Below are 26,101 nucleotides of genomic sequence, written 5' to 3'. Positions count from 1 at the left end.
GTCTAGTGAAGCGTGGGGCGCCTGAATATATTCGCTGTTGTTCCTATTCCCTGGGAATCGATCAATACCAGTGTCTCAGCCAGCGGTTGCATGCTCGAGCACTAACTCAGTCATGCGCTCGGGGTGTTCATGTTGAACCCAGTGGCTCGTGCCCTCGAGTAACTCGAGGCGACGCTGGTCTCGAGGGCAGTACTCGTAGCTATCGAGTGCGAGTTCGGTGCCAAGAGCAACGTCATCGGTGCCCCAGATGACGAGTGTTGGCGCGTCAACCTGTTCGCGTGGCGGGTTCGGCGGGTATCTGGCGCTCGCACGATACCAGTTTATCATTCCCGAGAGCACACCGGTGACGCCCCAGGCGCGACGATACCGCTCGAGGTCGGCATCGGTGAACGTCCCTGGTGCAGCGGTGTCACAGAGCGCGCGCTCGAGGAGTCGAAAGTCGTTGGACCGACACAGCCGTTCCGGCAGCCAGGGGACTTGCATGCAGTAGGCGTACCAACTGCGGCGCATCTGGGCGGGATTCGAGAGCAGGTGCTGGCGAAACGCGACAGGATGGGGCGCGTTCGCTATCGTCAGTCGGTTGACGTACTCGGGATACCGAAGTGCAAGGTCCCAGGCGACCATGCCGCCCCAGTCGTGGCCGACGACATGGGCGCTCCCAGCGCCCTCTGACTTGATTAGCCCCACGATATCGGCGGCAAGTTGCTGCTGGCGGTACGCGCGAACGCCGCGTGGCTTCTCGCTGCGGTTATACCCGCGCTGATCGGGCACGAGCACCCGAAACCCCGCCTCGACGAGCGGCGCAATCTGTTGGTGCCACGCGATCCAACACTCCGGAAACCCATGCAAGAAGACGACGAGCGGATCGGTCGGGTCGCCCGCGACGACCGTATGCAGCCGAATCCCGTTGACTGTTCGAACCTCGGCTGTTACATCACCGCTCGACGTACTCACGTCGGGAAGTTCCTCGGGTGTCGGCGCAATTGTCATACTGACGCTTCAGCGTGACCACCAATAAGTGTCAGCCGAGCCATACAATGCGCTCGAGTCGCCAGCACCAGACACTCCTCGCGTTAGGTCCACACCTGCAGACAATCCGTCGAGCAAAAGTGAAGATCAACCTGCTCATCACCGCGCTCGAGGTAGGTCGTAAGCGTGTATGCGATCTCTGAGCGAGCCTCGCAGTTGTCGCATTCGCTGTTCATACTCCCAACGTAGCGAGCCCATATATTCAGTATACAGTGACTAAACGCGCCAGTGATCGGACAGTACCAAATTAATTCACTCAAACCAGCCATTACGGCCGACAACAGCGCCGAGACTCAGACCGGCGCGGCCTCTTCAGCCTCGAGCAGTTCGTGATACCGATTTCGGATTGTCACTTCGGAGATACTCGCAACCTCGCTGACATCGTTCTGGGTGACCTTCTCGTTGGTGAGTAACGCGGCAGCGTAGACAGCAGCAGCCGCGAGGCCGACCGGCGACTTACCGCTGTGGATGCCCTCGTCTTTGGCCGTCTTGAGCAACTGGCGGGCGCGGCGTTCGGTCTCGTCAGGAAGATCCAGATCGCTTGCAAAGCGCGGCACGTAGCTCTCCGGATCGGCTGGCTGGACCTCGAGGCCGAGTTCCCGGATGACGTAGCGGTACGTCCGAGCAATTTCGTCTTTCTCGACGCGGCTCACGGCCGTGATCTCGTCGAGGCTGCGCGGGGTCCCAGCCTGCCGTGCAGAGGCGTACAGCGAGGCCGTCGCGACGCCCTCAATCGAGCGACCCGGGAGCAGGTCCTCCTCGAGTGCACGTCGGTAGATCACGCTTGCAGTTTCGCGGACGTTTTCCGGCAGGCCAAGCGCACTCGCCATGCGGTCGATTTCGCCGAGTGCCTGTTTCAGGTTACGCTCTTTGCTGTCACGCGTACGGAAGCGCTCGTTCCAGGTGCGAAGCCGCTGCATCTTCTGGCGCTGGCGACTCGAGAGCGAGCGGCCGTAGGCGTCTTTGTCCTGCCAGCCGATGTTCGTCGACAGGCCCTGGTCGTGCATCATGTTCGTCGTCGGCGCGCCGACGCGGGACTTTTCGTCCTTTTCGGCGGCATCGAAGGCGCGCCACTCTGGGCCGCGGTCGATTTCGCCCTCGTCGACGACGAGCCCACAGTCCGTACAGACTGTTTCGGCGTGCTCGGCGTCCGAAACGACACGACCGCCACACTCGGGACACTGTTCTCGTTCCTGCTCGGCAGACTCCTGCTCCTGGTCGGTGTGCTGGCGCTCGTCGCTACGGGTTCGGATTGTGGAGTCAGTCATTGTATTGGGACCGGTAAACCGTCGATGAAAACGCTATGCAGTGCTCACTGATAACGGCCGAAACATACTTAAAGGCTGTGGTATCTAATTGGTTCGCAGACATGAACGCAAGCGGGTAACTCGAGTTCGCTCGAGTCGCTGCAAAACGAACCACTCGAGAACGAATGCACTCGAGCGTGTTGCTGCGCGCTTAGATTCGGTTGAGCATCTCCACGATATCCGCGAACCCGACCTCGCCGTCCCCGGCGAAGTCGAACGCCTCTGGATTGTTCTGGATGTTTTCGTCCTCGAGATTCTCGAAGAAGGCGGTCACGTCGTCGTGGGTGGTTTCACCATCACCAGTGAAGTCGTTGTGCAGACCGTCGCTCGTGGTGTCTTCGGTGCTGTACTCACCAACCTGAATGCTGTCACCTGATTCGACTGGGTCGGGTTCGGGCGTTTCGTCAATGGTGCCGACGACTTCCGCAAGCAGCATGAACAGCGGTGCCGTGTAGTTGATTGCCCACTCGTTGGTCGCGTAAGAGTCGTGAATGTCGGCGTAGGCCAGCAGCGGCCCCTGATCGAACGCATCCGTCGAGTCCACACCGAGATGCTCGAACGTGCCGTCTTCATCGACGCCGTCGCTGAGGTGTGGGCCGCCGACGAGCATGCCCGGAATCGGCTCGTCCATCTCCTGGCTCTGAACGATGCGGTCGTGTGGGTTCTGTGTCGAGCGCTCGCCGTGGCCGGTGACGAACGAATAGCCTGTTGGACTGCGCCCGAGGACGTGATGGAGTGGCTCCGTGATCACGGCGGCTTCCGGCTCGTCTCCGATCCACTCGTTGCCGATCTCTTCGTGCATTTCGACTGCCCAGAGGCCCTGAAGCGCCCTCGAGAGCCCGGATTTACTCCAGCCCCAGTAGAGGTCGTAGACGCCGGTTGTCCACGCATCGAACTCATCGGCGTCTGGGTCATCAAGATACCGCTGTGTCGCCCAGTACGCGCCGTTGAGTCCCGCTGCAGCTGTCTCTGTATCTTCGTGGCTGGTGCCGGCAAGGTCGCCATCCGCCCAGAAGTACGCGTAGTGGCCGAGTCCAACCGGATTGTTCCAGTCGATCGGCGCTTCCACGTCCGAGGGCAGATCGTCGACCGGTCCCTCAAAGCCGTCATAGCCGAGGTCAGTGTCCTGAATCCACTGATCGTAGCTGTCGTCGCCAGTCGTCCGCAACAGTTCTGCGGCCGCCCAGAAGCGATCCGGTTCGTCATACTCGTCGCGAGCGTACGGTCCCGAGCCCTCGTCTTGGTCCTCTGATTCCTCCCAGACGAGATCTGGATTGGCCTCGAGCCAGGCCCAGGCGTCCTCGGCGTGTTCGAGCATCGATTGGGCAAAGTCAGGGTCGTGGTCCTCGTAGATGCGAGCGGCCATCGCAAAGACCGCACAGGCGTGGGCCGTGCCGGCCGAAGAGGTGCCGAAGACGTACCGATCCATATCGTCGTCTTCAGGTGCGACGTCCATGTCCGGGAAGCTCTCGTTGCCCGCGAGTTTGTAGAACAGCGACCCGTTTGGCCGCTGCATCTGCGTCAAAAAGTGCAGTCCCTGCTTGCATTCAACGAGAATGTCCGGCATCTCGCCGAGTTCTGGATCGTCCACAAGGTGGTCGATATGGAACTGGCCGGCGTGGAACGACTCGGGGTTGCGCTCGTAGGCGAGCATGAGTTGCGCAACGGTGACTCCCGTCGGGTTGACGTACTTGCCGTAGTCGCCTGCGTCGTACCAGCCGTTGGTAATGCTGATCGTGTCGCCAGCCTCGTAGTCCTCGAGCCAGTCGCCGATCGGTTCGGCGATGATAGCCTCTTCGTCCTGTTCGTGGCCGGGCCCCATCTCGAGGCCGGTGTAGGGATCCTCGATACGGGTGCTCGAGCGTTTGAGCGTATAGAGTCGGCCAACGTCCCGAAGCACTGGCGCGTACAGATCGCTCGCGTCGGCGATTTCGAACGAATAGGACTCCTCGTCACCGACGACGACCTGGTACTCACCGGGCTCGTCGAACTCGGTGAAGGTTGCGTATTTGATGCTGTGGTCAGTTCCGAACTCGTCACTCACTGCATCGGTCCCGTCCCAGGGGTTGTCCGCACTCTCACCCTCACCAAGGGTTTCGTCCATGAGGTCCCCCTCGTAGACCGTCTCGCCGCTGTCGGCATCGACAAGCGAAAACGTCGAGACGCCGTCGACATTCATCGCCTGGGACGTGATAATCGCTCGTTTGACTCCCTCGAGTGGATAGCCGACTTGATTGACGCGCACGCCACGATACTCATCGTCGTGAGCCGCCATCCCAGTTCCGGTCATCGCCCCGCCAAGGACCGCAGCGGATGCGAGTCCGCCCATCGCTTGTAGCATTCGCCGTCGATCCATCGCCATATGTTGTTGCTGACTCATACGTGAAATTATGTCGCAACAGACTCTCATAAAAGTTCCTGCTAGTGTTAGTTAATTTTTAATTTGCTTAGTCGTAATTTTGTCTGTGGTGGGCGGTTACGAGAGAACAGTACTCGAGTGAGAGACAACCTGTCGGATCAAACTGATCGCAACAGCGCAAGGGCGTCACTGAATCCAATGTCACCGGTTTCAGCAAAGTCGAACAGTTGCGGATTCTCCTGAATCGCATCGGCGTCGATGTGCTCGAAGAAGGCAGCAACGTCGTCGTGGGTTGTCTGCCCATCACCGGTGATATCGTTGGCCAACCCATCGCCCGTCGTATCCTGCGGTTCGTAGCCGCCAACCGAAATATCCTCACTCTCATCGGAGACCGTGACAACCACTTCAGTCGTGCCGTCGGACTCTGTCACAGAAATCGTCTCTTCTACCGTCGTCTCGTTCACTGTCACCGAGACCTCGTGTGTTCCCAGGAACGCCTGCGTCTCGTAGCGCCCGCTCGAGTCCGTCGTCCCTGATTCGTCGGTCCACCACTGATCGAAAACGAGGTCCGTGTAGGCGTCGTAGCCGGGTTTCGGCTCCCAGTCCTCGTAGAACAGGGGCGCGTCGGCCTCGTGCCCGTCGAAATTGTCGCCCCAGTGATCGCCATCCCAGAGCCCCCAGAGAACGAACTGTTCGACTGCCGGGTGACTGTAGGTCGTCTTGAGAAATTGAGAGAGGAACTCGCCTTTTGCCTCGTCGCTCTCCCACTCTTCGTCCTGTAACTCTTGGAACGTGTCGAACTCAGTGATCCGCAGGCCGACATCGTACTCCGCGAATTCGTCGAGAATCGAATACACGGCCTCCGGCTCGAGCGTCTCCGCCGCGTCGAAGTGACACTGAAAGCCGATGCCGTCGAGGTCGATTCCCTCCTCGAGTAAGAACTGAATTTGCTCGTGATAGGCCTCCTGCGTGTCCGCGTAGTCGCCCTCGAGCGTGTTGTAGTCGTTGACAGCGATACCGACACCCTCGCGGTCGGCCACGGTTTGTGCATGGTCGTACCACTCGGCGAGCACCGGCGCGGTGGCCGCCGCCGTCGGGTCGAGTTCTTCGTCTGGCCCCTCCTCAACCGCTGCGATCAGCGCCGTCTCATGGAGCACCTCGTTGACGATTTCCCACTCCATAATGTCGTCGCCGTAGTGCTCGATGAGATCCTCGATGTGATCAAGTGTGCGCTCGCGGACGTACTCGGGGTCGTAGTCAGGATCGTCCGCGCCGCCCTCGGGCCAGTCGATTCCCATGGCTTCGACGACATCAGGGGGGATCGACCACGCGTTGACGTTTCCCCAGAGGCAGGTATGGCCCCGGACGTCGAGGTCGTGCTCGAGCGCCCACGCCGTCGCGTCGTCGGCCGTTTGGGGATTGTCCTCAAAAAACCGCCACTTGTGATGGTCACCGAACACGACAGTGTTGAATAGTTCTCGTGTGTGCTCGCGATAGGGATCGGTCTCGTCCGCCTCGAGCAACGTCGGGGCATCGAGTGCGACACCAAATCTGAACGCGTGCTCATCCATCTCGACGGCGACGTCGGCGTCGGCAACTGGCTCACCGGAGTCGTCTTCAACCACGACCTCGAGGTCGCCCGTTCGGTGCGTCTCGATGCGCTCGTCCGCTGCCGATTCCCACTCATCGCTCGTCGCTTGCGCAGTCGCCGCCCCGCTCGACGCACCAAGCAGCGGGGTTGCCACACCGACTGTGGCGAGTAGCTGCATGTACGACCGTCGCTCGAGGGCCGTCTCAGTGTGATCGCGATTCGACGTGGTGTCCGAACGCTGGCCGTCCGTGGAGGCGGCGTCGGTCGGTGAAGAGTGTGTCTGATCAGTCATTGGGTCTCATCACTGGTGTCACTGCCCACGTATTAAAATCACTAGTGTTTTGAGTGTAATTTACTGTGGAGCGGATCGATGTGACGCCGATCAGTGCCTATGGAATTTCTGACACGAGCCCTCGAGAACAGCAATTCGAAGGAATCAACGCTTCAGTGGTGTGACCGACACGTCCAAAACGTGTTCCACACCCCACACAGGTGGCTGATGGGCTACCATCCGGATGGCGGTGAGCCGAGATCAGGAAACGGTAATCTCCACCTCGTGAGTGGTCGTCGTTCCCTCGTTGTCGGTCGCATCAAGCGCGACCGTGTACGTCCCTGCGGACTCGTACGTGTGCTCGTTCCACCAGCCGCTGGCGGTCGTCCCGTCGTCAAAGTCCCACTCGAGGGAGTCGATCCAGGTTCCATTGCCCGTGGTATCCTCAGCGTCGAACGTGAGTCGGTCGCCAGCCGACGCTGACGTCGTGCTCGTGTTCATCACGGCGTTCAGGTCGTCATCACCGTCACCCGGGCTGTCGTCGTCACCGGTATCGTCGTCGTCACCGGTATCGTCATCGCCATTATCGCCGCCATCGTCATCGTCGTCATCACCACTGTCGCCAGGCGGGGTTCCAGTTCCGTCGCTCCCGCTGGTGTAGGTCGTTCCGTTGATCGTTACGTCGAGGGTATTGTAGGTGACGTCGCCCTGCGTGCCCTCCCAGTACTCACTGCCGACTTCGATGCCGCTGACCCACAGATCCTCACTGATACCAACGTTTGCTGTGAGATAGTCCATGATCTCCGTCAAATCGATCTGGCCCGTCGTCAGGCCGCCGCTCACGCGGAAAATATGGAAGTCTGCGTCGGTGCCACCGCCGTCCCCGTAGAACTCCCAGTAGTCAATCGTGTTGCCGAACTGGTCGGTCCAGGCGCTGTCTTCGAGTGTCCCGTTGTGACCGTGGTCGTCGCTCCAGTCGAGTACCAACATGATCTCGTGGGTGTGGGTCTCTTCTTCCTCTAACGGCGGTTGTTCCATCAGCCACCACTCCTCGGCGAGGTTCCACTCGCCGCCCGAAATATCGAGGTCGATGTCGATCTCGAGAATCAGTTCGTCGACATCGCCGCGCTGAATCGGGAACGAGTCGGCACCGCTGTCGTCGCCCCACGGTTTGGTGCCAAGCAGCACCTGCGGATAGTTTGGCTCGCCGCCACCTGTCGTCCGCGTCTCCCAGTGGTAGCCGTAGCTGCCGTCCTCGGCGAGCCAGCTACACATCTCGAAATCGTCAGCGGTTGCTCCCCAGTCGTTGTTGATCAGCAGGAAGTTGCCGTCGCCGACGGTGATTTCGCCAAACGATTCGCATGTCTCCTCAGCGAGTTCTTGTCCCGCCGCGAGCGAACTGCCGGCGAGCAAGAGCGCACCCGCGCCAGCGCTTGCCTTCAAAAAGTTGCGTCGCGATCCGAGTCCGAGACGGCCGCTCGCGGACTCTCGACTCGAACGCTCCGTACAGTTGTTCTCCGCCGGTTCGCCGTCGGAATCAGTGGGTTTACGTGTCATAGGTGTCGTGCCCGTGCCGGACGCTCACGCGAACTCGAGTCGCGTGAGTCGATAGTCGTTCGTAACTGCCAGTGCTAGTTACTGACAGACATGATAAATGTACGCCTGCTCCATAATTAAAATTTCCCCTGTGACAGAGCAGATATTCTGACGAGTGGTGATAACGTGAACCCATGCAACGAGTGTCCTCAGTGGTCACCTCGAGGACGAAATCACCCTGACCCCCGACTGATGAGACATGGTTCCGACCAACCGTCGTGACGGCAGCGCCTGCGTACCCGTATCGAAACCCTTACTCTCCGCTGGCGAGTGTGCTCGGACATGAGTGAGAGCCCGGACGAAGTCGAGCCGGACGACGTTCGCCACGTTGCAGACCTGGCTCGAGTCGATCTCGATGATGACGAGATCGACCAGTTTACGCGCCAGTTCGCGGATATTCTCGGGTACTTCGAAACCCTGGATGAGGTTCCCGAAGTCGACCGCGAGGCAGACCTCGCGAACGTGATGCGACCGGACGAGGAACGCGACTCCCTCGAGACAGACGCAGCGCTTCGAAACGCAACCGAAACCGAGGACGGCTACTTCAAGGGGCCGAACGTTTCCTAACATGGCCGAGAACATCTTCATCACCGAGGAGCGAATCGACGGCGCAGACGACGGCCCGCTCGCGGACACGACCGTCGCCGTCAAGGACAACATCTCCACCGAGGGCGTGCGCACGACCTGTGGCTCGGCTATGCTCGAGGAGTACGTCCCGCCGTACGACGCAACGGTCGTCTCGCGGCTTACAGACGCCGGCGCAACGATTGTCGGCAAGACCAACATGGACGAGTTCGGGATGGGCTCGACGACCGAAACCTCCGCGTTCGGCGAGACGGACAACCCCGCCGCACCGGGTCACGTTCCCGGCGGCTCCTCCGGTGGCTCCGCAGCAGCCGTCGCCGCCGGCGAGGCCGACGTTGCACTTGGCTCCGACACCGGTGGCTCGATCCGCTGTCCCGCCGCGTTCTGTGGCGTCGTCGGCATCAAGCCAACCTACGGCCTCGTCTCGCGCTACGGCCTCGTATCCTACGGCAACAGCTTAGAGCAGATCGGCCCCTTCGCGAACACGGTCGAAGACGCCGCCGCCCTGCTCGACGTGATCGCCGGCCCCGACAACCACGACGCGACGACTCGAGAGACTGATCTCGAGGGCGAGTCCTACGCCGACGCCGCAACGGGCGACGTCGAGGGCCTCCAGATTGGCGTCCCAACGGAACTGCTCGAGGGCGCTGACGAGGGCGTCGTCGAGACCTTCTGGGACGCGATTTCGGAACTTGAAGCACAGGGCGCCGAATATCACGAGGTCTCGCTGCCGTCGGTCGAACACGCCGTCGAAGCCTACTACGTGATCGCGATGTCGGAAGCCTCCTCGAATCTCGCACGATTCGATGGCGTCCGCTACGGCAACTCGGGCGGCTACGACGGCAACTGGAACGAGGCCTTCGCGAAAGCGCGCAAGGAGGGCTTTGGCGACGAGGTCAAACGCCGAATTCTCCTTGGCACATACGCCCTCTCAGCTGGCTACCACGACAAGTACTACAAGAAGGCCCAAGACGCCCGCGCATGGGTCAAACAGGACTTCGACGACGCACTCGCCGAAGCCGATGTGCTCGCATCACCAACAATGCCCGTCCCGCCGTTCGAACTCGGCGAGAGCCTCGAGGATCCGCTCCAGATGTACTTATCCGACGCGAACACGGTCCCGGTCAACCTCGCGGATCTGCCGGCAATCTCGGTGCCAGCAGGCGAGACTGATGGGCTGCCGGTCGGCCTCCAACTCGTCGGCCCGGCCTTTGGCGAAGAGCGACTGATCCGAGCGGCAAGTGCGCTCGAGTAAGGAGGACGTGTTTCGCTCACTGCGACGAGGGATACACTTTTATCAGTAGTTGTGAATGACACAGCTACTGACCGACACGCGATTTGCTGACTATGAAACTTCCACGCAATCACACGGTCGAATTCGAGTTTGACGAGTTCTCTCGCGCCTGTGACCTCGTCGAAGCGTACTTCGATGAGACGATCAACGATGTCGCGCTGCATGCCCCAGTCTCGCGGCGTCAGCTCGTCGCCGTCCTCGCACGCGCACAACTGTCTGGTCGACAACTCGCAACCGACCGCGACGGACTTGCCGAGTATGGCGACGTCGTCTACCAGTCCAACCAAGAGACGCTGCTGTGGCTTGACGGCGACTTCTGGACAGACATGCGTGGTCGTCACAACTTAGAACCTGACGAGAGTCGCGCCGCACGAGAGGTCCATCGCCGGATTCTCGAGGCGTTAGATGGCGACGTTTCTTACTACAATCGAGAACGAGATCCGTTCGTGTTGATCGAACGATTCGGACGGTACGAATAACGAGGGAACGGGCTAACTGCGGGTTATTCTTCGTACGCGAGGTTCATGATCCACTGCGAGAACGCGTCGCTGTTTGGATCGACTTCCTCTTCACCGATAAACGGCGAGAGCATGTCACCGGCCATCAGCAGCCGGAAATCAAGGTCTCGAGCGGTCGGCGTGATGTGGTAGGTGTTGTGACCGCTGTAGACCGTTTCCTCGCGGTCGACGAGGTCTTTTTCAACGAGCGACTCGACGATTCGGCTGCCCTTTCGCGAGGACACGCCCAGTTCCTTCCAGAAATCGCTCTGGTGAATCCCACCAGTTTCGCGAACGAGCTCGAGGCCGGCGCGTTCGTCCTCCGAGAGTTCCGCTTCGGCGGCGGAAACGCTCACAGTGACCACCTCTGCGTGCGTGTCGCGACAGGCAAGAATGCGTCCATGTCCAACAGAGCGTTGGGGAGCCGCTTAAATGTGCCCTTCGGTGTTCCGACAGCGAGAGCGACCACCGCTAATGGTCACCGAAATCGCACTCGAGGCGAACGTCCTCGTAGGAAGTCCGACAGGGTGGACCCGGCGCAAACAGATACTGCCTGCGGTCGGACCCGAGCGCGAGCAACGACGACGAGCGCGTGCCGAACCCGTCACCGTGGATACAGACGCCGTAGTCGTGATCTCCCAGAACAGTCCCAGCACGCTCGAGCCAGTCCGAAACCGACTCATCGCGCTCGGCGGCGAGGTCCCGGCGAACTGCTCGAGCGTTCGCAGCCTGCGCGTGAGCGGCCTCGGCCCGACTGTCGGGAATCGACACATCATCGTCGACGGCAGCGTTGACCACGACATGGACGCCGGGTTCGAAGACAGTTCGCTCGAGCGAACCGTCCCACTGGAAACAGTACGCATCGGCCGCGTCGGCAATGACGAGATTGAAGCCGTCGTACTCGTTTTCGACAGTGGCGTTCTCGACGACAGTTGCCGCCTCGGCGGCAGATTCGGCCTTGAGGACGTCACCAACGAGTAGCCCGCGCGAGCGCTCACCCGCCAGTTCGGCGTCGAGCCAGCGATTCGTAATGCCAGCGAACACGCCATGTTCGTTGTAGCCGATCCAGGTGCCACCCGCTTCGGCGTCTTGCGGGGCGACGATCAGCGGCTCCTCGCGGTAGACACTCGGCGGGCGCGACTCGCGCTCGAGTGCCTCGTCCCGGTTCGCTGCGACGGCAACCGGCGCGTCCTCAAACACCTGCCAGGCGAGCGTGAGTGTACACACGACTCGAGAGAGGGGTTCGAGCGTCTTAATCCCGTTTCCAAAATCGGTACGCAGTTAGCGCTCCCAGTCAGCCACGTCGACGCCATCCTCGAGGAGTCGCTCGCGAGCAGCCTCCCGGTCGACGGTCCCCGACGCAGTTCGGGGCAACGAGTCGGCGACGCCGAGCGTTTTCGGCCGCTTGAACCCCGCAAGCTGTTCGTCGCAGTGTTCGATAACGGCCTCGACCTCGAGAGCCGATGCCGTGTCAGTCGGGACAACAAGCGCGCCGACTCGTTCACCCCACTCCGCGTCCTCGAGGCCGAGCACGGCTGCCTCCTCGATTGCAGAATGCGCGCGCAACGTGGCGACGACTTCGCCGGGATCGACGTTCTCGCCGCCGGTGACGATTCGGTCGCTGCGCCGGTTGAGAATCCAGAGTCGGCCACCGTCGTCTCGATACCCCACGTCGCCGGTGTGCAGGCCGTACTCGCCGAACGCCTCGGCCGTCCGGTCGGCGTCGAGATAGCCCGGCGTCACCGTCGGTCCGGAAACGACGAGTTCACCGGATTCACCGCTCGAGACCGGCTTACCTTGCTCATCGACGATCGTCACGTCGGTGGTGACAAGCGGCTGGCCAACAGTTCTTTCGTGAACCCCGAGTTCTGCGGGTGTCGCCGTTGCCACCTGCGATGCGGTCTCGGTCATCCCGTAGGTTGGGCACACTGGCACGCCCGCCTCGAGACAGCGCTCGAGCAACTCACTCGAGGCTGGAGCACCGCCGAGGAGAACGAATCGCAGCGAGTCAGGAACCTGCCAGCCCGCCTCGAGGAGTCGCTTGCACATCGTCGGGACGAGCGAGACGCCCGTGATCTCGTACTCGTCCATCACGCGCGCAGTCTCATTGGCGTCGAACTCGCGCTGGATAACGGCGGTCGTGCCGTACAACGTCGACCGGAGCACGGGTGCAATCCCACCCATGTGATACATCGGCAGACAGCACAGCCAGCGATCATCGCGCTCGAGACCCAGGCGAAACGCCGAAGCAGTCGCGCTGGCGACCAGATTGCCAACCGTCAGTCGAACGATCTTCGGCTCGCCCGACGTGCCCGACGTGAACATGAGAAGTTGGGTGTCATCCGGCTCGAGCGCGACGGGATCGACCGCTGTCGATTGGGTTTTGTGGGTTGACTCGGACTCGAGCGCCGAACGAATCGACTGAACGGGAGACTCAGCGTCGTCAACGGAGACGACCGCCACGTTCTCGCTGGATTCGGACGCAGCAGTGGCTACCTCGAGCGCCATTCCTTCTGTCTCGCGTTCGCAGACGAGTACCTCGAGATCGGTTCGCTCGACTTTGGTCGCGAGTTCGCTCGTCGTTTCCCGAACGTTCAGCGGGACGAGTGTCTGCCCACAGCGCATCGCTGCGAAGAAGACGGCCGCAAACGCTGGCCGTGTATCCATGACCACGCCGAGTCGGCCACTCGAGGCAGTGTCAGTGTCGATACCGGCTTCCTCGAGTGCCTGTATGACCCGGTCCACCCGGCGGTCGAACTCACGATACGTCCACTCGCGTCCGGTGTCGGCGTCGATCAGCGCCGTTCGGTTCGGTGTCGTTGCGGCTCGGTGCGAGAGGAGGTCTCGTGTGGGCCAGTCGACTGGCGTCATTCGTCTCCCCACACTCCCTCGACACCGAGTCCTTTTGCCTGCGGGACGACGGCAGCACCCTTCTCGAGCAAGACCGGGTCTCGTCCGAGATCCTCTGCGAGCAGGTCCGCCGTCGCGAGCCCACACGGTGGGATGTTGGGAATCGCTGCCGCGAGATGGACGGCACCCGTTCGCGCGACGACGCCGTCAATTGTCGTCGTGATAATCGGCGTAATGCCGAGTTCGGTCACCCAGGCGGCGACCTTTCGGGCGACATCGATCCCGCCGAGCGCCATCGGCTTCAAGACGACGGCATCAGCCGCCCCAACCTCGCAGATGTTGTCTATGCCGTGCTCGAGCAGCCCTTCATCGAGTGCGATATCGACGCCCGAGTGCTGTGCACGGAGGTCCGCATGCCCCTCGAGTGCGCCCGCTGGAAGTGGTTGCTCGAGGACGGCGACATCGAGATCATCGAGCGTCTCGAGTGCGCGCTCGGCTTCCTCGTAGGTCCAGGCTTCGTTCGCATCGACGCGGAGAGCCATTTCCTCGCCGACGGCGGCCCGGGTTTCGCGAATGCGCTCGAGATCTGCCTCGAGCGAGCGTAGTCCGACTTTCAGTTTGCAACAGGAGAAGCCGCGGTCACTGGCGTGGCGTGCGGCCGCACTGGTGTCTGCCGGCGAGCCGTCGCCAATCGTCGCGTTCACGGGCACTCTACCGATCATCGGCCCGTTGCCGAGATAGCGATACAGCGGCGTCGCCTGCCGAGACGCCTGGAGATCCGAAAATGCAAGCGATAGGGCGTGGCGTGCGGCAACCCGTTTATCCACCGCCTCGAGTGCCGCGCTTGGGCCACCCTTGTCGAGCGCCGGTTGGACGCGCTCGAGTGCGGCTTCACAATCGGCGAGCGATTCAGTCCACCCCGCAAGCGGGGCTGCCTCGCCGTAGCCAACGACGCCGTTCGAATCGACAAGACGGACGAGAAAGCCCTCGCGGGCGTCAATTGGGCCGGCAGCGGTCTCGAGTGGCTTCTCGAGTGCAAGTGAAAACGGGCGATACGAAAACTGGAGCGTGTCGTCGCTGTCGTCTGTCGCATCCAGGTCACGATCGGAGTTCACAGCACCACCCCGGCGGCGAACAGTACCGCATACAGCGCGAGCAGTTTGCCGGTGCCCTCGAGTGCCGGGTTCAACGCCTCGCCATCGGTTCTGGTCAGCACCGTTCGGGTGACTACCGCAGCGTAGGGCACCGACACGAGCGGGAGCAACGTTGCCACGCCGTAGCCCTCGAGCCAGAACCAGACCGGGACGAAATAGGCGAGGACGAGAAGGAAAACGTACTCAACGCGACTCCAGCGATAGCCCAGTCGGACTGCAAGCGTCCGTTTGCCCGCTTCCCGGTCGGTCTTGCGGTCGCGGATGTTGTTCACGATGATGATACAGGTCGAAAGCGCTGCGATGGAGAGACTGGCGACAAACGACTCGAGCGTGACGGTGCCGTCGGGAATCGTTGTGATGAACGTATCCGTGGGGAGGACGGCCGCGGCTTGGACGTAGAACGTGCCCATGACGGCAATGATGCCGAAGAAGACGAAGACGAACAGATCGCCGAGGCCGTGATAGCCAAGCGGGTACGGGCCGCCAGTGTAGGCCCAGCCACAGAACACGCTCAGGAGACCAATAACGAGGATTGGAACACCACCGATATAGACGAGATAGGTGCCGCTGAGAATTGCAATCGCGAACGTAATGATCGTCGCGAGTTTGACCTGTTCAGGTGCGATCAACCCGGACTGGGTGACCCGAGTAAATCCCTCGCGGTCGTCCGTATCCGCACCCTTGATTGCATCGTAGTAGTCGTTCGCAAAGTTCGTCCCGACCTGAATCAGCGCTGCCCCAACGAGCGCCATCAGTGCGGGAAGCGGGGCAAACACCCCTTCAGCGACCGCGAGTCCGGTCCCGACGATGACGGGTGCCGCAGCAGCGGGCAACGTCTGGGGGCGTGCCGCCATCACCCACGCCTTCGCTCGTGACGTCTCGGCCTCAGTCATGACTCGAGTGTCCAACTTGCGGGAGTGTTAACGTTGGCATTGCGCTCGAGTCTGCGAATACTCATCACGAACGGAACGGTCGAAACACCTCTCGAAAATTCGTTAGTCGGCGCGGATGAGAAGGCCGAGCCAGACCGCGAGCGCGATGAGTGCACCGGGTATCGCGAATCCGGGGACGGAATCGTCACCGGCTGTAGCGTCGTCTGCCGCGTCCGAAGTGCCATTGCTCGATTCCTCACTCGTTTCGTTCGAGTCCGTCTCCGAATCAGCGTCGTTCGACGCACTCTCGGTTGTGTCCGTCTCAGTTGTGTCGTCTGTCTCGTTCGTGTCGTCATCGACTCCATCGCCCAGTGTAACGCCCTCCGGACCGTCATCGTCGTCATCACCCTCATCATCCGACTCGTCCGCCCCGCCCTCGACGTGGATGATAGCATCGTTGTCGAAGACGGACCGCGGATAGTCTCTGACCGAACTCGCCGACGAATCGGTGACCTCGAGCGTCTCCGTCGTCACTTCAGCATCTTCCGCTACCTCGAGCGTCAGCGTTGCGAACGGGTCGTTTCCGGTTGCACCGTCACCCGAAGGTGTGCGTTCCTGGTCAACCAGTAGCTGTCCTGTATCGTCGTCGACATCGAGCGAGCCGTCAATCTCGGCGTCGGAATCGCCGCTCGCCAGCATCGGACCATGGTCGGCTTCGGTGACGGTGAAGACGGACGTATTATACTCGACCGTCGCAGCAAGTTCGTCGATTCCTTGCCCACGGAGGTCGCTGTGAGCACTCATCACGATCTCGAGTTCGATGGTGTCGCCGCTGTCGGCATCGATCTCAAGGGTGGTCGAACTTTCCTCCTCTGTCTGGAAGTAGACCGACACGCTTCCGTCTCCGGCGCTTGCGGGCATCGCAGCCAGTGACAGCGCGAGAACGCACACGAGCACGAGTGTGAACGTTCGCACCCGATTAGTCATTATCACCCTCCGGAACCACGAGTTCGACCGGCTCCATCTCGAGGAAGGCCGTCTCGTACCCCTGATGGCGGGCAACCTGTGGTGGTGACTCCACCGTGATCGTCACCGACGCACCCGGTTTGACCGCGGTCGAAAGCGACGCGCCGTAATGAAGTCCGTACTCGTCGTCAATCGTTTGCTCGAGAGCCGTTTCCTCATCGTCGTTAATCGTCACCGAGAGCGACATATCTGCGAGCGGCACGCGGTTGTACGGCGTCCGCGGCGAAACGAGCAGATACTGGTCGCCGTCGGCCAGTCGATGGTCCGACTCGAGCAGCGTTGCCAGAAACGCCGCGTCGCCGCTGCGTGGGAGGTCTCGCGTTGCCGGTGTGTCGCCATTAAGATCGTCATCTGCATCGGCATCGCCAGCCTCGAGTCGCGTTCCGGGGAAGGCCTCGACCGGTGGGAGCTCGGAGTAGGGAACGTGATGATGCTCGTCGTGATCGCCATGATCATCGTGGTCGTCATGACCGCTGTGGTCATCGTGATCATGATCGCCGTGCTCGTCGTGGTCGTCATGATCGCCATGGTCATCGTGCCCATCATCGCCGTGGTCGTCATCGTGTCCGTCGTGGCCATCGTCATGATCGCTATGATCGTGGTCATCGTGCTCATCAGCATCATGACCGTGGTCCATCGGCTCGAGCGCACCCGGTTCACCCCAGTACACCTCATCGAGGAAGTCGACGCCACCGATGACTTCCTCGCGGAACTCGTCGTCATAGACGAACTCGAAGCTCACTGTCTGGCTGTCATCCAGCCGGCCCTCGAGGTCGCCAGTCTTGGTCGCCGAAATCGGCGGGAGCGTGACCTCGACCGTGTACGTTCCGTCTTCGGGGAGCACAACGTTGTCTCCGAAATGAAACCCCATCTCCTGTGAGAGCATCGGCCACGGAGACAGCGGGGAGTCGCTGATCTGCTCGCCGTCGCGTTCGATCCGGATCTGGACGCCCTCGTCGACCGGCAAAACGGTCTCCGTTTCGGCGTCCCAGAGCGTGAACATCATGTGGACGCCACGGCCGTCCTCAGGCTCGACGCGTTCGACCTCGTCTTCAACATCGCCGCCGCCCGCAATCACCCAAAACGGGTGTGGATACGACAGCATCGGCGCGAGCGCGTACTCGCCGGCCTCGATCGGCTCGAGCATTCGCATGGCTTCGCGGTGGGTCGGAATGTAGACCGCAGCCGGCGGATCATCGACATCGATGAGATCGGGCATCGCGTCGACATCGTCGCCACCGTCTGTGTCGCCGGTATCGCTCTCGCCCTCGGTATCATCATCGTCACTCTCCCCAAGACAGCCCGCAAGCGCGAGCGTCCCGGTTACTGCACCAAGTCGCTGGACGACCGTCCGTCGGTCGATCGTAGTCGAAGTCCTCTCGCCGTCTGATAGCTGTCGTGTCATGGTGTGTCGTGTCACGTGTCTTGTGGTCTCGAAAGCGATTCAGCGTCTCGAGTCGTCATGTTGCGTCCGGATCTGCTGGCGGTAACGCTCGCAGTGGTCGTGGCGGAACCAGGTAGTTTCCACGCCGGGTGACGAAGATGTAGTGTCGAATACCGTTGTTCGCCATCGGCACGTCGAGATCCGCACCAGTCATCGCCTCGCGAACCCGGACGAACTCGTCGATATCGTGCTGGAGCGAGACGAAATGCAGGCCCGGCCCCCCGCTGTCAACTGTATTGAAATCCCGGCGCAAGAGGAGCGGCTCACCGTCCTCTCTGGCTCGAGCGGCCTTCTGTGCGTGGCCAACAACGTTGTGACTGCGTGCGTCCGCAGCCGTCGAGTCGATCCGCTCGTCACGCAACTCACTCGAGCCCGTAAGCGTCTCGCCGACATCGCCGACGAGATCCTCGGTGGCATGTTCGTGGCTGAACATCTTCGAAACCCGCTGGAAGTGATTTTCCTGGTTGAACCACTGCGTGAGATTGATATCCATCGATTCGACGTGCTGGGTTGCCCCGCCAGCGAACGGACCCGACTCGAGCGTCACGCGGTCCTCCGTGGCCTGACTCTCCTGAAATCCCGAGCGAAAGCCCATGAAGAAGGGCGCATCCTCGGGTACCGACTCAGGCACGCCGTCAGTATCAGTGTGGTCGGCTGGCAACCCATCGCCGACGAAGCCAGTCCGGCGCTGGTCCTCGAGTCGATCGAAAACCGCCGAGAGATCGGTCTCGAGTTCGGGGTCGACTCCGTTGAGCGTCTCGACCTCACCGAACAGGCCTTCCTCGGCCTCGATGACGACCTCAGGGCTGTCACTCGCAAGGTGGAAGACGGCATCAAAGTCGTCGAAATCGGGTGATTCTTGTCCAGTCAGCGCTTCAGGCTCCGGAAGATCGACCAACTCCGGCAGCGACTCGTCGAACCGGTCGAAGTACGCCGGCGTGTAGCCGAGCGTAAAGACCAGCCCCTCGTTGCTCCACTCGTAGGCGCGCTCGAGCGCGCGTAGTGCAGTTTCGGTTGTTTCTCGAGCACTGTTGTCGACACGTCCGTCCTCGACCACGTTGTCCTGAAGCGACAGCGCAACCAGTACGTGATGTGCTGGCGGCTGAACGGTGCCGTGCTCGTCGGTCGTCAGCGCGTCGTTCCAGGCGTGCTGTCGTGTCGGAAGCGACTCCGGTTCGTCGGTCCCCGATGGAACGTCGACGCTCGAGGCGTCGTCCCCGTCACTGCCGAGGCACGCGCTCAATGCGGCCGTCCCGCCGGCTGCGACAGCCAACCGAACGTACTCGCGCCGCGAAAGCGAAGACCGGTCAGGGAGCGTCACTATCCGGAACTCGGGGGTTGAGCTTCAAATGGTTTGCTTTCGCTGGCAAATACGAGGGGCATCTATGACGGCCGCTGGAGTCAGTAGTGCCACGGGAAGTCGTCGAAGTCGGGGTCTCGACCCTCGACGAACGCATCTCGGCCTTCTGCCGCCTCGTCAGTCATGTAACCAAGTCGGGTCGCCTCGCCCGCGAACACCTGCTGGCCGATCATGCCGTCGTCGGTCATGTTGAAGCCGTACTTGAGCATCCGCATCGCCGTTGGACTCTTGGCATTGATACGCTCGCCCCACTCGAGGGCTGTCTCCTCGAGTTCCTCATGGGGTACGGCCTCGTTGATCATGCCCATCTCGGCTGCCTCCGCGGCGGAGTAGGTCTTTCCGAGGAAGAAGACTTCGCGCGCTTTCTTCTGGCCGATCTGCTTTGCCAAGTATGCGGAGCCGAAGCCGGCGTCGTAACTCGCCACGTCCGGGTCAGTCTGGAGGAACTTCGCATGCTCCTCACTCGCGAGCGTAAGGTCACAGACGACATGTAGCGAGTGCCCGCCACCGACCGCCCAACCGGGGACGACACAGACGACGACCTTCGGAACGTGGCGAATCAGGCGCTGGACCTCGAGAATGTGGAGTCGTCCCTGCTCAGAGGCACGGTCTTCGTCTCCCTCGTACTGATAGCCATCCTCGCCGCGAATCGTCTGGTCTCCGCCTGAACAAAAGGCCCAGCCGCCATCTTTCGACGATGGGCCGTTGCCCGTCAGAAGGATACAGCCCACGTCCGTCTGGCGTTTGGCGTGCTCTAGGGCGTCGTACAACTCATCGACAGTGCCCGGCCGGAAGGCATTGCGAACGTCAGGGCGGTCGAACGCGATCCGAACCGTCCCGGACTCGAGTGCGCGATGATACGTAATATCCCGGAACTCGTCGTTCAGCTCGGCGACGGGCTCCCAGCGGTCGGGGTCGAACAGTTCCGAAACCATTGGTGCTCGAGAGTGGTGTGCGATTCCTGATAAGGCTCTCGTCACGCTCGGCCCGACCGCGTCGCGAGTCGAGACACCACCCACGAGAATCATTTTGCTGGACACCGTACGTGCTCCGATGACAGACGCTACAGAGAACGCTCCCGACGCCGACGAACCCAGCGACGACCGAACCGTCATCCGCGCCGGCCGCAAGTTCGAACAGGAGTACCGTCTCGACGCTGCCGACGCGGGCGAGTTCTTGATCGCACTGGGCGAACAGCTGCGCAACGGCGACGAACTCACGATCAGCGACTCCAGCGGCGACGAGGCCTGGGAACTGCCCTTCGCGTTCGGCGAGCCGGTCAACCTCGAGATCGAGTTCGACGGCATGGGTGATCCGGAACTCGAGATTGAACTCGAACTTCCCGGTCGAAGTAACGACCAAGCACCACAGATAGAGTAACGTCACCACACGACAAGCGGGTCACAACGCCTCGAGACGGCACATTTCGGCCGCCCAATCGAACGACTCTTGTAACGCACTTCCATTCGGCGAGGTATGGATGCCGGTCTCGGAGTCGCGCTCGGTGCCGCCGTGGTGTGGGGCGTCTACATCTATCTCCTCAAACGGTTGTTCTCGGGCTACTCACCAGCGGCGCTGACAGTTCTACTCAACACGTTCGCCGTCGCGTGGTATCTGCCGGTTGCTGCCACGGAAGCCACCAACGCCACAACCGTCCTCTCTCAGTTCGGACTCTCTGAGATCGGTGTGACTGGACTCACCGTCGTGATGACCGCCATCGCGTTCGTGTTATTTCTGCGTGCAATCGAGGACGGCGACGTCTCCTACGTCACACCGATCAACAAGACCGTCCCGATGTTCGTCCTCCCGCTCGAGGTCGTGATACTCGGCCAGATTCTCACCCCGCTGCAGGTCGCCGGCGTCGTCGTCGCGACGCTCGCGGTCTACGTCGCCAACTACGATCCCGGCGGGTTCCTCAAGCCGATTGCCAAAGCCGCGAACTCGAGGCCGGCACAGTTGGCCCTGTTGAGCGCGATGTGTTATGCAGTGAGCGACCTCGGTAAGCGAATCGCGCTACAGGAACTCGCGATTCCGGAGCGGCTGTGGGTACCGCTGTTGCTCGTCGGTATTGCTGTCGTCTTGCTCCCGGGTGCGATTCGCAATCCACCACGCGGTGTCGATGTCCGTACAGACCTGCCGAAGTTTGCGCTCGCGGGCGGGATGGTCGCACTGGGCGAGCACCTGACGACGCTCGCGTTTGCGGTCCTGCCGGCCAGCATCGCCTCGCCGATCATCAACACGCAAGCCATCGTCGCCGTCATCCTCGGCGGCATCTTGCTCGGTGAGCGTCACTTCCGAATTCGACTCATCGCCGCCGTCCTCGCGGTGATCGGTGTGACGATGATCGCACTCTGAGACCACACAATCGGCCCATTCGATTCGTACGCAACACCCAATTTTGGTATAGCACTATACTATTTATTTGTTCGAGAGCGACCACCAGCGAAACGCCGACCCATTCGCTCAGAGACAGTCACACCCGCGAAAACAGTACTCTCACCGCACAGTATCGGCGCGGCTCAGCGAATCGCATCTCGAGTACGTTCTGCAAGGTCCTCCCGGCGTCGGTGACTCTCCTCAGAATCGAACGACACCGACAGCACCTGCGTCCCCGAGCGCTCGAGCGAGTCTCGATACGCCCCCGAAAACTCGTGAGGCCTAACGCGCGCGAACTCGAGGCCGTACGCCTCCGAAAGCGGCTCAAACTCGATGCCGTGGGGCGTTTTGAACTGGTCGGTAAACGGCGGCTCGAACTGCGCAATCGGAAGCTTATGGAAGATGCCGCCACCGTCGTTGTCCAGCAAGACGATGGTCGCGTCGACATCGCAGCGGTCGACTGCGAGCAATCCGTTCGCATCGTGGTAAAAGGCCAGATCGCCGGTGACGAGCACGAGTGGTTCGTCTGCGGCGCTGCCCGCCCCCAACGCCGTACTTTCGATGCCGTCGATCCCGCTTGCACCGCGATTGGCGAGGACCGTCAACTCGGACGCACGGGGCTGTCCAAACCGATCCGCGTCTCGGATCGGCATACTGTTCGAGACGAAAATCGTCGCCGGGTCCGGCGCATGCGCGAAAACATCCCTGAGAACTGCTCCCTCGAAGGGGTCGGCCTCGAGCGACCCCCGCTCACACGCATCGGCGGCGAGGTCCCAGTGTCGACGCTCGGCCTCGGCGATTTGCTCGAGCCACACCGTATCCGACACTGAATCGGACTCGAGCGACTCGAGGATACCCGAGATGACCGACTCAGGCGTTGCGGCGACCAGATCCGTCGCGGTAAAGGTCGCCTCGCGCCACGCACCCGCGGGATCGACGACGAACTGGCGTGCAGCCGCGTCTCGCAGGGCGTGACGCAGCGGTTTCGAGGTCGGCGACGCCCCAAATCGGAGGACGACATCCGGCTCGTCGATGTGGTTGATGTAGGTGTCGTAGCCACCGAAGACAGCAGGCAATCCGTCAGCGTGCCGGACGTGTGGGCCGAATCGCAGCCCCGACAACGGGTCCGCGAGTATCGGCGCGCCAAGTCGCTCAGCGACGGACACGACGGATTCTGCCTCGAGCGTCTGTGCCGCTGTCGGATCGGCAGGTCCAGCGACGACGAGTGGGCGCTCGGCTGCCTCGAGCGCGCTAGCGATTTCTGCGGCGCGGTCGTCCTCGAGCGTTCGATTCCCACGTACGGTCTCGACGAACGCACCCTCGCGTCCCCGGCCAGCGAGCGTCTCCCCAAATGAATCCGGAACAGCGTCGGGGACCTCGAGTGGCTCGAGTGGCTTTCGAAACGGACAGTTCAGGTGGACGGGGCCGGGTTCGACGCCGACGGTTTCAGAAAGCGCGCGTGCGGCGGTCGTCCGAAGACTGCGAACGGTTCGCTCGTCAGCCTCGGGAACGGGCAGTTCGGCGGCCCAGCGCACTGCGTCGCCGTAGAGTTTGACCTGATCGACGGTCTGATTCGCGCCGCTATCTCGGAGTTCCGGTGGCCGATCCGCCGTGAGAACGAGCATCGGCACGCGGGCCTGATTCGCCTCGAGAACGGCCGGATGAAAGTTCGCTGCCGCAGTACCGGAGGTACAGATCAGTGCAGTTGGCTCGCCGGTTCGCCGGGCGCGACCGAGCGCGAAGTAGGCCGCCGAGCGCTCGTCAAGGTGTGAATACACGTCGATATCGTCGTGTTCGGCGAACGCAACCGTCAGCGGCGTCGACCGGCTTCCGGGCGCGATACAGACAGCCTCGAGGCCACCTGCGGCAAGTTCGTCGGCGAGAATGCGACCCCACAGCGTTGCGCGATTTGGTGCGTGCATAACAATCGTCGGTCGTTATCGCAGTTCGTCGAGAATCGGGCGGAACTTCAACTGGACTTCCTCCCACTCCTCGTCCGGGTCACTGTCCGCGACGATCCCGTTGCCGGCAAAGAGTGTGACGCGGTCTGCTGTTGCGACTCCCGACCGGAGCCCAACTGCAAATTCGCCGTCGCCGTTGGCGTCGAACCAGCCGATTGGGCTGGCGTACCAGCCGCGGTCGAAAGGCTCGGTGTCGCGAATCGTCTCCCAGGCAGCGTCCGGGGGCATCCCGCCGACCGCCGGTGTCGGATGCAGTCCTTCGACGAGCTCGAGGACGTGACGATCAGCCGCAAGCGTCGCCTCGATTGGCGTCTGGAGGTGCTGAATCGTCGCCAACTTCCGGATGCCGCGATCACCAATGTGTAGCTCGCTGGCGAGTCCCTCGAGTTGGTCGCGAATCGCTTCGACGACCAGGTCGTGTTCGCGGTCGAGTTTGTCGCTCGAAAGCATCTCATCGGCGAACGCTTCGTCTTCTTCGGGTGCCTCGCCGCGGGGCGCAGAGCCAGCCAGTGCTTCGGTTTCGACGTGATCACCGCGTTTCGAAACCAGCCGTTCGGGCGGCGCACCGAAGAACGTCGACCCGTCGTGGCCGCTGATCAGGAATCGGTAACAGTTCGGGTACCGACGACGCAGGCGCTCGAGCGTCGACGCAACGTCGATCTCGTCTTCCAGATCGACCGAGAGCGCCTGTGCGAGGACGACTTTCCTGAGTCTGTCCGTCGCGATTCGCTCGAGGGCGTCATCAACTTGACTGGCCCACTGCTCGCGCGTGGTGGTTCGCTCGGTTTTGGCGACGCCGGGGCTCGTTCCGCTTGGCTGCATCGCAGGGAGGTCCGCGAGTCGGTCATCCCAACGCTCGAGTCGCTCGTTCGTGGCGCTGGCGTCGGTGCCGACGGCCGTCAGCCAGATTTTCGCATTTCCTGTGACGTCGTCGGTATCACTGCGCGTGACGAACACGCGCGGGACGACGAAGGACGCGGCGTCGAATCCCTCCCAATGTGAATCGCCCGCTACGGTAGTGGACCCCGCAGTCGTCGTATCGTGACTGTCGTGAAACGCAACGCCGCCGAACGCACGCGGGCGGGCAATTGCCGGCCCGTTGTGCTCGAGGTCGACAAAAAGATCGCTCGCCTGCTGGCGGATTGCCGCGAATCGGTCCGGGCCGGTTGCGGTGAGTCGGGCAGCAACACCGCGCCCGACGATCTCGAGGCCATCCGGGGTGGCCCACTGCAGTCGCAACTGGCTGGCCTCATCATCAGTGAACTCCGCGTCAGTAATCGCACCGAACGAAACGTCCGCAAGTTCGCGGCTCGCACTGACCAGGGGCTCCTCGAGCGTCTCGCTCGCTGGTTCATGGGGCGTACCCGCCAGCCGTCCCTCCGAGGTCCCGTCCATCGCACGATGTTCAGGACCGCCTCGCCTTCAGCCTAACTATATCGCTCCTCACGCCACGGGTCCGCCGTCTGGGAGTAGCCTCGCTTTTCCCAGTAGCCGCGCTCGGGTTCGGTGAGTAACTCGATGCCGTCGACCCACTTTGCGCCCTTGTAGGCGTATCTGTGCGGCGTGACGACCCGAAGCGGCCCGCCATGATCTGCGGGCAGTGACTCGCCGTCGTAGTCCCACGCGAACAGTACTTCATCGCGCATGCACTCCTCGAGCGGGAGGTCAGTCGTGTAGTCATCGAGCGCCGAAAACATGACGTGGCAGGCATCGTCGTGAACGCCCGCGCGCTCGGCGAGTTCGGGGAACGGGACGCCCGTAAATTCGCAGTCGAACTTGCTCCAGCCGGTCACGCAGTGAAAGTCCTGGCGCTGGGTTTCGTGTGGCAGGTCGCGAAACTCCTCCCAAGAGAAACGGAGTTCCGTATCAACAGCGCCAGTGACGGTAAACTCCCAGGTGTCAGGGTCCCAGGTCGGCGTGGCACTCTTCGAGAGGACTGGAAACGCCGTCGTCTCGCGCTGGCCCGGCGGGAGTCGGTCGTCGCCGAACTCCTGATACAGGTCTGTGACGTCGGTCGGCATACAAGTGTGTTCGCGCGGACAGACGTAGATGTGACGCAGTGACTCGAGCATGGTGTCGGTCGCGCTATGCAAAGTCCGAATTTCGGGGACGGAATCAGGGTTGAAACGATTGGGAACACTTCGTTTGGATGAACAAGCCAGGGATACATCTCGAAACCCTCGCCACGACTTAGTAGCATCTTACCCACCGACAACGTGCATGGCGAGTAAACAGCAGATGACAGACCAGGAAATCTCTGGACAGGCAGTAGAAGAAGTTGGCGACCAAGCAATGGGGCCAGCGTTCCTCGCAGCCGGCGCATCCGTCGCCCTCTCGTGGTATTACTTTTTCCTCCGCGGAGACCGACAGCGCGGACTGTTCGTTGGCCTCTGGCCGCCAACAATCCTCGCGTTCGCGAGTTACTTCAACCAGCGCAAGATGCGCCAGCAGCTGAATTCGATCACCCAGCCGGGAGCAACGCTGAAAAACGCCTTCGACTCCATGATGGGCAACCGCTAAGACCCCGTC

The 26,101-nt window shown here is 61.7% G+C and carries 24 protein-coding genes; 6 read left to right on the top strand and 18 right to left on the bottom strand.

What is annotated here, in order from left to right; translation table 11 throughout:
- Positions 1–75: 75 nt before the first annotated feature.
- From G6M89_RS18220 to G6M89_RS18200, 6 genes are all read right to left on the bottom strand, one after another.
- Positions 76–990 carry an alpha/beta fold hydrolase gene (locus G6M89_RS18220; RefSeq protein ID WP_165163333.1) on the bottom strand — a complete coding sequence of 305 codons (915 nt, stop codon included), beginning with the start codon at positions 988–990 and terminating at the stop codon, positions 76–78.
- Between the two features lie 83 nt (positions 991–1,073).
- The gene (locus G6M89_RS22625; protein ID WP_255488512.1) at positions 1,074–1,205 is read right to left on the bottom strand and encodes a hypothetical protein; all 132 of its coding nucleotides are present in this window, start codon (positions 1,203–1,205) and stop codon (positions 1,074–1,076) included.
- 117 nt (positions 1,206–1,322) lie between these two features.
- On the bottom strand, positions 1,323–2,297 hold the full coding sequence (locus tag G6M89_RS18215; RefSeq protein ID WP_165163332.1) for a transcription initiation factor IIB family protein: 975 nt from the start codon (positions 2,295–2,297) through the stop codon (positions 1,323–1,325).
- A 190-nt stretch (positions 2,298–2,487) separates the two neighbouring features.
- Positions 2,488–4,716, bottom strand: coding sequence for a glycoside hydrolase family 9 protein (locus G6M89_RS18210; protein WP_165163331.1), 2,229 nt, complete (start codon positions 4,714–4,716; stop codon positions 2,488–2,490).
- Positions 4,717–4,853: 137 nt separating this feature from the next.
- Complete coding sequence (locus tag G6M89_RS18205) at positions 4,854–6,578, bottom strand: endo-1,4-beta-xylanase (protein WP_165163330.1); 1,725 nt, start codon at positions 6,576–6,578, stop codon at positions 4,854–4,856.
- 240 nt (positions 6,579–6,818) lie between these two features.
- A complete protein-coding gene (locus G6M89_RS18200) occupies positions 6,819–8,114 on the bottom strand; it encodes a PKD domain-containing protein (RefSeq protein WP_165163329.1) in 1,296 nt (431 codons plus the stop codon).
- Positions 8,115–8,435: 321 nt separating this feature from the next.
- Here G6M89_RS18200 and gatC point away from each other — a divergent pair, with 321 nt between their 5' ends.
- From gatC to G6M89_RS18185, 3 genes are all read left to right on the top strand, one after another.
- Entirely contained in the window at positions 8,436–8,720 is a 285-nt protein-coding gene (gene gatC, locus G6M89_RS18195) for an Asp-tRNA(Asn)/Glu-tRNA(Gln) amidotransferase subunit GatC (RefSeq protein ID WP_165163328.1), read from the top strand.
- 1 nt (position 8,721) lies between these two features.
- Positions 8,722–9,993, top strand: coding sequence for an Asp-tRNA(Asn)/Glu-tRNA(Gln) amidotransferase subunit GatA (gatA, locus tag G6M89_RS18190; protein ID WP_165163327.1), 1,272 nt, complete (start codon positions 8,722–8,724; stop codon positions 9,991–9,993).
- A gap of 92 nt (positions 9,994–10,085) precedes the next feature.
- Positions 10,086–10,511, top strand: coding sequence for a hypothetical protein (locus G6M89_RS18185; protein WP_165163326.1), 426 nt, complete (start codon positions 10,086–10,088; stop codon positions 10,509–10,511).
- Positions 10,512–10,534: 23 nt separating this feature from the next.
- Here the strand turns inward: G6M89_RS18185 and G6M89_RS18180 are convergent, their stop codons facing one another.
- From G6M89_RS18180 to G6M89_RS18140, 9 genes are all read right to left on the bottom strand, one after another.
- The gene (locus tag G6M89_RS18180; protein WP_165163325.1) at positions 10,535–10,885 is read right to left on the bottom strand and encodes a MarR family transcriptional regulator; all 351 of its coding nucleotides are present in this window, start codon (positions 10,883–10,885) and stop codon (positions 10,535–10,537) included.
- Between the two features lie 115 nt (positions 10,886–11,000).
- On the bottom strand, positions 11,001–11,756 hold the full coding sequence (locus G6M89_RS18175; protein ID WP_165163324.1) for an NRDE family protein: 756 nt from the start codon (positions 11,754–11,756) through the stop codon (positions 11,001–11,003).
- 54 nt (positions 11,757–11,810) lie between these two features.
- Positions 11,811–13,400 (bottom strand): class I adenylate-forming enzyme family protein, encoded by a 1,590-nt coding sequence (locus tag G6M89_RS18170; protein ID WP_165163323.1) that lies wholly within the window; start codon positions 13,398–13,400, stop codon positions 11,811–11,813.
- The gene (gene menC / locus G6M89_RS18165; RefSeq protein WP_165163662.1) at positions 13,397–14,476 is read right to left on the bottom strand and encodes an o-succinylbenzoate synthase; all 1,080 of its coding nucleotides are present in this window, start codon (positions 14,474–14,476) and stop codon (positions 13,397–13,399) included. Before menC ends, G6M89_RS18170 begins: the two co-directional genes overlap by 4 nt.
- A gap of 14 nt (positions 14,477–14,490) precedes the next feature.
- On the bottom strand, positions 14,491–15,426 hold the full coding sequence (locus G6M89_RS18160) for a 1,4-dihydroxy-2-naphthoate polyprenyltransferase (RefSeq protein ID WP_165163322.1): 936 nt from the start codon (positions 15,424–15,426) through the stop codon (positions 14,491–14,493).
- A gap of 102 nt (positions 15,427–15,528) precedes the next feature.
- On the bottom strand, positions 15,529–16,392 hold the full coding sequence (locus G6M89_RS18155; protein ID WP_165163321.1) for a cohesin domain-containing protein: 864 nt from the start codon (positions 16,390–16,392) through the stop codon (positions 15,529–15,531).
- The gene (locus G6M89_RS18150) at positions 16,385–17,836 is read right to left on the bottom strand and encodes a hypothetical protein (protein WP_165163320.1); all 1,452 of its coding nucleotides are present in this window, start codon (positions 17,834–17,836) and stop codon (positions 16,385–16,387) included. The genes G6M89_RS18155 and G6M89_RS18150 overlap by 8 nt, the downstream gene beginning before the upstream one ends.
- Before the next feature lie 55 nt (positions 17,837–17,891).
- Entirely contained in the window at positions 17,892–19,196 is a 1,305-nt protein-coding gene (locus G6M89_RS18145) for a Tat pathway signal protein (protein WP_165163319.1), read from the bottom strand.
- 80 nt (positions 19,197–19,276) lie between these two features.
- Complete coding sequence (locus G6M89_RS18140; protein ID WP_165163318.1) at positions 19,277–20,170, bottom strand: 1,4-dihydroxy-2-naphthoyl-CoA synthase; 894 nt, start codon at positions 20,168–20,170, stop codon at positions 19,277–19,279.
- A gap of 118 nt (positions 20,171–20,288) precedes the next feature.
- On the opposite strand from G6M89_RS18140, the gene G6M89_RS18135 reads away from it, so the two are divergent.
- Positions 20,289–20,615, top strand: a complete 327-nt coding sequence (locus tag G6M89_RS18135) for an amphi-Trp domain-containing protein (protein WP_165163317.1) — start codon at positions 20,289–20,291, stop codon at positions 20,613–20,615.
- 96 nt (positions 20,616–20,711) lie between these two features.
- Positions 20,712–21,590 carry a DMT family transporter gene (locus tag G6M89_RS18130; RefSeq protein ID WP_165163316.1) on the top strand — a complete coding sequence of 293 codons (879 nt, stop codon included), beginning with the start codon at positions 20,712–20,714 and terminating at the stop codon, positions 21,588–21,590.
- A 164-nt stretch (positions 21,591–21,754) separates the two neighbouring features.
- Here G6M89_RS18130 and menD read toward each other — a convergent pair whose 3' ends face one another.
- From menD to G6M89_RS18115, 3 genes are read right to left on the bottom strand one after another with little or no spacing between them, the layout of a single operon-like run.
- Entirely contained in the window at positions 21,755–23,533 is a 1,779-nt protein-coding gene (gene menD / locus G6M89_RS18125) for a 2-succinyl-5-enolpyruvyl-6-hydroxy-3-cyclohexene-1-carboxylic-acid synthase (protein WP_165163315.1), read from the bottom strand.
- Between the two features lie 15 nt (positions 23,534–23,548).
- Entirely contained in the window at positions 23,549–24,967 is a 1,419-nt protein-coding gene (locus G6M89_RS18120; RefSeq protein ID WP_165163314.1) for an isochorismate synthase MenF, read from the bottom strand.
- Between the two features lie 32 nt (positions 24,968–24,999).
- Positions 25,000–25,644 (bottom strand): sulfite oxidase-like oxidoreductase, encoded by a 645-nt coding sequence (locus G6M89_RS18115; protein WP_394352381.1) that lies wholly within the window; start codon positions 25,642–25,644, stop codon positions 25,000–25,002.
- Positions 25,645–25,792: 148 nt separating this feature from the next.
- Here G6M89_RS18115 and G6M89_RS18110 point away from each other — a divergent pair, with 148 nt between their 5' ends.
- Positions 25,793–26,092, top strand: coding sequence for a hypothetical protein (locus G6M89_RS18110; RefSeq protein ID WP_165163312.1), 300 nt, complete (start codon positions 25,793–25,795; stop codon positions 26,090–26,092).
- The last annotated feature ends 9 nt before the right edge of the window (positions 26,093–26,101 follow it).

This window comes from Natronolimnobius sp. AArcel1, from assembly GCF_011043775.1.
GTDB lineage: Archaea > Halobacteriota > Halobacteria > Halobacteriales > Natrialbaceae > Natronolimnobius.
The sequence above is the reverse complement of the archived record's forward strand: the minus strand, read 5'-3'. Positions and strand labels throughout refer to the sequence as shown.